General features: G+C 75.3%; 2 protein-coding genes. Both read left to right on the forward strand.

Annotated features, from left to right (window positions below; all coding sequences use genetic code 11):
* The first annotated feature begins 365 nt into the window (after window positions 1-365).
* Window positions 366-4,742 carry a peptidoglycan-binding protein gene (locus ACGFIZ_RS04555; protein WP_393415776.1) on the forward strand — a complete coding sequence of 1,459 codons (4,377 nt, stop codon included), beginning with the start codon at window positions 366-368 and terminating at the stop codon, window positions 4,740-4,742.
* 46 nt (window positions 4,743-4,788) lie between these two features.
* A complete protein-coding gene (locus ACGFIZ_RS04560; RefSeq protein ID WP_393415778.1) occupies window positions 4,789-8,418 on the forward strand; it encodes a DUF6603 domain-containing protein in 3,630 nt (1,209 codons plus the stop codon).
* The last annotated feature ends 1 nt before the right edge of the window (window position 8,419 follow it).

Consider the following 8,419-nt stretch of genomic DNA (forward strand, 5'->3'; position numbering starts at 1 on the left):
GTATGGGCGGACCATACTTGGCAGGATCTGAACCACATTCCAGCCGCCCACGGGCCTGCGGCGGCGGTTCGACGCGCTGTGGGCCAACGATGACGGGGCTGGCTGGCGGCTACAACGGCGCCGGTCTCCGGGCCGACGACAAGCCAGCGTCGGGTGTCCGTCAGTGAAAAAGGCTGAGTGGACAGTCAGTCTCGCTGGTCGGATCGGCCGGCGGGTCGCCCGTCGGGTGGTTGTCGTCTCCTCGGCCTGGATCTTCGCGCTGTTGCGGCGGTAGGCGCGTCGGGGGCGCTCGGCTTCAATCGTGGTGTCACCACCGCGCGACCCGGCACCGCACCGTCGCTCGGCCGAGCGCGAAGGGATGTGCGATGACGGCTCCGTCCAGCCTGCCACTTGTCCTGTGCGGCCCTGTCGTCCGCCGCGTCGATCCGACCAGCGTCACGGTGTTCGTGGCGCTGCGCGCGGCGAGCACGGTGACGCTGACCGTCTTCGGCGTCGGGGCGTCTCCCGGGTACGCCCGCGCCGGCACGGTCGGCACCGGCAGCCGCGCGACCGTACGGCTCGGCGAGCGGCTGCACGTCGCCGTCGTCACCGTGGCCGGGATCACCCTGCAACCCGGCACGCTCTACGGCTACGACCTGGGGTTCGCCGGCGGCGCGACCGGCAACAGCCTGTTCGAGGCCGGCGTGGTCGCCGCCGATCCGACCGCCGCGCGGGCGGCGCTGACCTACCTGGGCCACCCGCAGGCGCCGGCCGCCGCCCCGGCGTTCCCGACCTTCGCCACCCCGCCCGCGGACCCGAACCGGCTGCGGATCTTCCACGGGTCGTGCCGCAAGCCGCACGGCGAGGGCACCGACGCGTTCCCCGCCCTCGACCCGATCATCGCCGGCGTGGCCGGGGACCCGGTCCTGCGCCCGCACCAGCTGGTGCTCGGCGGGGACCAGATCTACGCCGACGACGTGGCCGACCCGCTGCTCGCCATCATCCACGGGCACGACGCGCTGCCGGCCGTGGGCGACGAGCCGGCCGTGCCCGCGCACGTCGGGGTGGCCACCCGGCTCGGCCTGGCCGCCGAGGGCATGCCCGTCGGCACCACCGGGCAGCCGACGGACGTCACGTACGCGCCCGGCAAGCGGGCCACGACGATGGAGCGGGACGCCAAGTTCACCTCGGGCGAGGCCGCCAGCCACCTGATGTCGCTGCGCGAGTACCTGTGCATGTACCTGCTGGTCTGGTCGGACGTGCTGTGGCCCGAGAGCTGGCCGCGGTTCGAGCACGTGCTGCCCGCGGACACCCGGATCCTGAAGGACCCGCAGGACCGCCGGCCCGGGGAGACGGTGCACGACCTGATGCGCGCCGGGCGGCCGTACACCCCGAGCGCGCAGCAGAAGGAGATCATCGAGCGGTACGAGCGGTGGCAGGAGCAGGCCCTCGCGCTGTGGGGGTTCCGGCAGGGGCTGGCGGCGGTGCGCCGGCAGCTGGCCAACGTGGCGACGTACATGGTGGCCGACGACCACGAGATCACCGACGACTGGAACATGACCCGCTCCTGGGTGACCGACGCGGTGGTGAACTCGCCGCTGGGCCGGCGGGTGGTCCGCAACGGGATGGCCGCCTTCGCCGTCTTTCAGGCGTGGGGCAACACCCCGGAGCGGTTCGCCGAGGCGGGCGACGCCGGGGAGCCGGGCCGGGCGGCGCTGGCCGCGCTGCGCGACTGGACGGCGGCCCCCAACGACGGCGACGACGAGGCGTTGCGCACCCGCCTCGGGTTGCCCACCGCGGTCACCGACGAGGGCAGGCTGGTCCGGCCGGCGGGGGCGTTGACCTACCACTGGACGGTCACCTGGCCCCGCTACCAGCTGGTCGCCTTGGACACCCGCACCTGGCGGCAGTTCGCGGCGGGCGGCGACCACCCCGGCGGCCTGCTCTACGACGACCAGCCGCTCAACGAGATGATCAGCGGAGGCGGGGTCCTCGGCGACGACGCGGTCACCGTCGTCGCCCAGCCGGTCGCCCTGTTCGGCGTGCCGGTGCTGGAACAGCTCGCGCAGCCCCTGGCCAAGGTGTTCGCCGGCCGGTACACCGCCGACAACGAGGACGCCTGGGTGGCCAGCGACGCCGCCGTACACAAGATCCTCGCTCGGCTGTTCGCCGCCGCGCCGCCCGGCGCCGACGGGATCCGCCGGCGCCGGCTGGTGATGCTCGGCGGCGACATCCACTTCGGTTCCGCCGAGCGGATCCGCTACTCCGCCACCCTGCCCTACGCGTGCGGGCCGGACCCGGCCAAGCCCTTCCAGGGCGTCAACCGCACCGAGGGGGTACTCGCCGGGTTCGTGTCCAGCGGATTCCACAACGAGGACGACAGGACCCGGCTGCTGCACGCCGTGGGCTACGTGCCGCTGCTGGACGTCACCGGCCGGATCGACCTCGTCGGGTGGGCCAACGAGCTGCCCGACAAGGAGGGGCAGCGGATGCAGGCCGGGGTGCAGGTGACGCTGGCCGCGGACGACGTCACCGGCTGGTGGGTGTCCGGCCGGCCCTCCGTCGCCGACCTCGACGCGCTGAAGATCCTGACCCGGCCGCCGGAGTGGAGCGTCTACGTGCAGTTCGTCCGCCACGACGAGGCCGATCCGCAGGTGCTCCGGGGCGGCACGCCGGAGTCCGTCGTGGACCCGGCCGGCCTGCCGCGCGACCAGGCGCTCGCGCAGTACCTGGCGGCCGCCCGGAACCTCGACAACTACAAGGACTCGTGGGGCAACGGCAAGGAGATCGTCGGCCACAACAACCTCGGCGAGATCACCTTCGACTGGCCGGACGGCGAGTGCAAGTCGGCCACCCAGCGGCTCTGGTGGCACCTGCCCGGCGAGAAGCGCGCCGCCGCCCTCACCACCTTCACGGTGGACCTGTCCTTCGGCTGCTCGCTGACCGTCACCCCGCCCTACGGGGGATGGGTGCTGCGCCCCGACGACCGGGACGCCACCGTCACAGCCAAGGCCCGCTACGACGGCATCGAGCGGCCGGCGGACCTGGCCCCGGTCACCGACCGCTGGGTGACCCGGCTCCAGCAGGACCTGGCCACGCTGGGCTTCCTGGCCCCGGACGCGGCCGACGGCGGGTACGGCATCGTCACCTACTGGGCGGTGCGGGAGTTCCAGGCGTACGCCCGCCGCGAGCGGGCCGCGACGGAGCCGGCGGGCGCCACCGCCCCCCGCTACTCCGACCGGCTGCGGCCGGTGGACGTGCCGGAGGCCCAGCGGTACCTCGGGCCGGTCAGCGGCGTGGCGGACCTGGCCACCCAGGTGGCGATCAAGCACTGGCTGGACCAGCGGTGGCGCTGCCCGGTCGTGGTGGAGTCGTGGCAGGTCGCCGGGGACGTCCCGCAGCGGCTCGACCGGCCGAACGTGTGGCTGTTCGACGAGGTCACCGCCGCCGACCGGCGGCTGTACTCGCGGGTGGTCACCGGCCGCCCGGCGGACGCCGGCGGCGCCCCGGCCGAGCACCCGGAGCTGATCCGGCTCGGCGCCTACCGGGCGCACGCCACGGACGCGCAGTGGAGCGGGCCGGTGCTCGACGCCGAGGCGGAGCTGCTGCCCGAGGCGGTCCTGCCGCGCCCGCAGGAGCACGGCGCCGGGCCGTCGCTGCCCGCGCTCGTCGCGGCGATCGCCGGCGGCGGGGACGCCGGCGCCCGCGCCGCCCGGCAGCTGTCGACCTTCAAGGTGCTGCGGGCCGTCGCCGAGAACCGCGTGCCGGATGCGGCCGGCGGCTACCTCGACGCGGTCGCCGCGGACGACCCGACGGTGATCCGCTTCGGCCCGTACGGCTGGCGGGCGCACGGGCCGCTGCTCGCGCCGACCACCGCCCCACCGGCGCTGGACATCGACGCGGCGCCCGGGGAGATGTGGGCGTACCTGGCCTTCCTGCGCGCCACGGACCGGGACGCCTACGAGGCGCTGGCCGGGCAGGCCGGCGTCACCGCCGTGCCCGGCTGGGGACGCGACGGCGCGGGCTTGCTCTTCCCCGACCTGCGGGTGCTGCGGGCCCGCCCGGCGCAGACCGACCCGACGGGAGCCGCCGGCCCGGGCATCGCCACCACCCCGGAGCTGCTCGGCCTGCGGTCGTGGCACTGGATGCACCGCTACGCGCTGGCGCTGCGCGGCCACGACGGCGTCCGGCGCGGAATCTGGACGTTCGCCCGGCAGCGGCTGCACGACCTGCTCGCCACCGACTGGGACTCCCCGGACCCGTCCGTGACCCCCACGGTGGCGGACGTGCCGGGCGCCGACGGCAACCCGCGCCGGGCGCGCATCGGCGACGTGTTCACCTCGGAACGGTCGGTGGCGCTGCTGGCGTGCTGGCAGCAGTACCGGGCGCACCAGCTCGTCGCGGTGGGCGCGCCCGCGTCGAACGCCGAGAAGGCGGAGTTCCGCACCCGGGCGCGAGCCGCCACGCCGCTGCACCTGGTGCTGACGAAGGCCAGGGCGGCGGGGGAAGCCGACTTCGCGGGGCCGCCCACCGGCTGGACCGACGCGCACGAGAGGGCGCTGATCGCCGCCGTCGGGCAGGTCGTCGCGGGCGACGCCGAGGTCGCCGCCGCGCTGACCCGGCTCGCCGCCTGGCCGTCCTGGCCGACCGGGCGGACGTACACACTGCCGGTCGACGCGCTGCCCGCCACCGAGCGGGGCCTGTCGGCCGCCCGCGGGTCGCTGCGGCTGGACCTCGGCGACGTGCCCCGGGTGACGCCGTGAACGGCGGGCAGGCGACGGACAGGCGGCAGGAAGGACGGGCTGGACGATGACCGAGGACAGGAACGCGCTCGTTCTGCTGTGGAACGAGATCAAGCTGCTGGCCGAGCCGGTGCTGGCCGCGTACGACCCGTGGCAGCGGGCCCGGCTGATGCGCGCGCTGGGCTGGGACCTGGAGGCGGTCAGCGGGTTCGACGCCGCCCGCTTCGAGGACTGGGTGGGTACGGTCGGCGCGGCGCTGGAGGCGCTGGACGCCGCGTCGGCCGACCTGAAGCTGGACAACCTGGCGGCGCTGAAGAAGTTCGGCGAGGCCGCCGGCAAGGCGTTCGGGCAGCTCGGCGCCCTTCCGCCGACCCTGCAGGGCAAGCTGCCGGACGTGGCCGGCCTGCCCGCCGAACTCGCCGACGACCTGCTCGACCTGCTGATCCTGACGTACCTGTCGCGCCGGGTGCCGTGGACCGTGCCGCTGCTCGACCTGCTCGGCCTGGTCACTCCCGCCGCCGAGCTGCCGCCCAGCGCGCCGATGCCGCCCGGCGACGCGCCGATCCGGCTGCCCCGCCGCCGCGACGAGCTGCATCTGGACCGGATCGTCGACCTCGTCTCCGACCCCGCCGGCTACTTCCGCGCCCTGTACGCCCCGGCCGGCTGGACGACCCCGGAGGGCGTCGCGGAGCTGTCCGCCCGGCTGCTGCCCCGGCTCGCCCGGGCGTTGCGCGCCCTCGGCCTCGACGCCGACCAGGGCGTACGCCCCGGCGTCGGCCCGGACCAGGGCGAGGTGGGCCGGCGGCTCGCCGACAGCCTGCTGCGGCTGCGGTTCACCGGGCGGCGGACCCCCGGCGGCGAGCCGCCGGACGGCACCGCGCTCGCCGCCCGGGAGGCAACCGCGGCCGGGCTCGCGGCGTGGCAGCCGACCTTCGGCCTCGGCGTCACCCTCGGCCTGGCGAGCTGGGACGGCCGACTGACGGTGATCCTCGCGCCGACCGGCGAGGCGCACCTGGAGGGCTCGATCGGCGCCTGGAACGTCGCCACCGACCTCAGCGGCGCCGGCCCCGCCATCGCCCTGAACAGCGACGGGGTGACCGCCAACGTCGGTGCGTCCGTGGTGAAGTGGGCCGCCGAGATCGCCCGGATCGCGCCGGCCGGCCAGCCCGGCTGGGTCATCGGCGCGCCCGAGGGCACCCACCTCGCCGTCGGGCAGCTGGTCTTCACCGGCCGGGCGAGCCTCGGCGCCGGGCGCGACGACGTGGAGCTGGGCGTACACGCCGGCCGCGCCGAGCTGGTGATCCGCGCCGGCGACGGCGACGGGCTGCTCGGCAAGCTGCTGCCCGCCGACGGGCTGCGGCTGGGCCTCGACCTCGGCGCGGCCTGGTCGCTGCGGGCGGGCCTGCACCTGGCCGGGGCCGCCGCCCTGGCCGCCGAGTACCCGGTGCACCTGTCCTGGCACGGCATCGGCATCGAGGGGCTGCGGATCGCGCTGCAGGCCTCCACCCAGACGCGCGCGGTCAGCCTGCTGATCACCACGACCGTGCGGGCGGCGCTGGGACCGCTGCACGTGGTCGTGGAGAACATCGGCGTCCGCGCCGACCTCACGTTCCCGCCGGCGCTGCCCGACGACAGCGGCGGGCAGATTCGCGGCGGCAACCTCGGCGCGGCCGACCTGTCCCCGGGGTTCAAGGGGCCCGACGGGGTGGCGCTGCGGATGGACAACGGCATCGTCTCCGGCGGCGGCTACCTGTTCGTCGACGAGCCGCGCGGCATGTACGCCGGTGCCATCCAGCTCGGCATGACCGCCACCACGCCGCTCGCCCCGATGAAGGGCTTCCGGCTGCAGGCCACCGCCATCGTCAACACCCGCAACCCCGACGGCAGCCGGCTCACCGAGGCCGACGGCGGGCACACCTTCTCGCTGCTGCTCGCCGGCACGTACGAGTGGTTCCCCGGCCTGCCGCTGTTCTGGGGCATCTCCATCACCGGCCTCGGGCTGGTCGTCGGGTACAACCGGCGCAGCAACCCCGAGGAGGTCCGCAACGCCGCCCGCGCCGGCACCCTCGACGCGCTGCTGTTCCCGCAGGACCCGGTCGCCAACGCCCCCGCCGTGATCGCGACCCTCAGCCGGATCTTCCCGGTCGACACCACCGGCACCGTCCTCGGCGCGATGGTCCGGCTGAACTTCCTCGGCGGGCAGGTCGTCGCCGACCTGGCGGTGCTCGTCGAGTTCCCCGACCCGGTGCGCGTCCTGCTGCTGGGCAGGCTGGTCATCGACTTCAAGGACGCCGGCAAGTTCCGGCTGGACTCCGCGGGCATCGTGGACGTCGCCCGCCGGGAGATCAGCGTGGACGCCGCGCTGATCGACTCGAAGCTGTTCGGCCGGCCGGTCTCCGGCGAGATGGCGCTGCGGGCCCGCTGGGGCGCCGGCGGGACGTTCGCGGTGTCGATCGGCGGCTTCCACCCCCGCTTCACCGCCCCACCCGGGTTTCCGGCCGTCAAGCGGTTCACCATCGCCCTGCAGAAGTCCGGCAAGGGCGTCAACCTGTCGGCGTACCTGGCGGTGACCAGCAACAGCGCCCAGTTCGGCGCCGAACTGACGCTGCACTTCGAGGGCGGCGGCTTCGTCATCGACGGCCGCGCGTGGCTCGACGTGATGTTCCAGTTCAAGCCGTTCTGGTTCACCGCCGAGATCGGCGCCACCGTGTCGCTCAAGTTCGGCGACAAGGAACTGCTGGCGGTGAACCTGATCATCGGCGTCTCCGGGCCCGGCCCGTGGAAGGCCTGGGGCGAGGCCCGGATCAAGTTCCTGTTCTGGGAGGTGTCGGCGAAGTTCTCCTGGACCGACGGGAAGGACGCCGGCGCCGACGAGCCCAGCCACGTCGACGCCGCCGAACTTCTGCGCGGGGCGCTGTCCACCCCCACGGCCTGGGAGGTCCGGCCCGCCATCGGCGCCGGCGAGCCGGTGACCCTGCGCGACCTGACCGGCTGGGCCGGGCCGATGCTGCTGCAGCCCGGCGCGCTGCTCGCGGTGCGGGAGAACGTGCTGCCGCTCGACACCGACCTGCAGCGGGTCGGCACGTCCCGGATCACCGGGCCGAACCGGTTCACGCTGACCGGCGTCACGGTGGGCACCGGCGACGGCGCCCTGACCGGCACCCTCGGCGACACCGTCGAGGACGACTTCGCGCCCGGCCAGTTCCGCGACCTGTCACCCGTGGAGCAGATCACCACCCCCGGGGTCGTCCGGCTGGCCGCCGGGCGGACGGTGGCGCTGCCGGAGGGCACCGCCCTGCCGGCGGCCGACCTGACCACCTTCGCCGACCTGTCCGACGACTCGGCGTACGACCGGATCATCATCGACGACCCGGACGCCGCCGGCCGGCCCCTGCCCGCCCAGCCGGCGACCGCACGGTTCGCCGCCCGCGGCGGGAGCGACACGCTGGCCCGGTTCGCGGCCACCGCCCCGGCCGCGTACGCGGGCACCCGCCACGGCGGGGCCGCGCGCTTCGCCGGCCCCGCCCTGGACCTGGCCGCCACCGGGCCCGCCGGCCGGACCGCCGCGCCGACCGTGCCCGCGCAGCGGACCGCGGCGGCACAGCGGAGGGTCGCCGCCGCGCCGGCTGCACCGCGCCGGTCCCGGGTGCGGGTGCCCCTGCCGAGGATCACGCCCGTCGAGTTGGAGGTCTGCTGAC

This window comes from Micromonospora sp. NPDC048830 (genome assembly GCF_043198215.1).
Classification (GTDB): domain Bacteria; phylum Actinomycetota; class Actinomycetes; order Mycobacteriales; family Micromonosporaceae; genus Micromonospora.

Excerpts from the sequence above, each read along its gene's own strand:
- ACGFIZ_RS04555 (WP_393415776.1), top strand. The coding sequence starts at position 366 with ATGACGGCTCCGTCCAGCCTGCCACTTGTCCTGTGCGGCCCTGTCGTC.
- ACGFIZ_RS04560 (WP_393415778.1), top strand. The coding sequence starts at position 4,789 with ATGACCGAGGACAGGAACGCGCTCGTTCTGCTGTGGAACGAGATCAAG.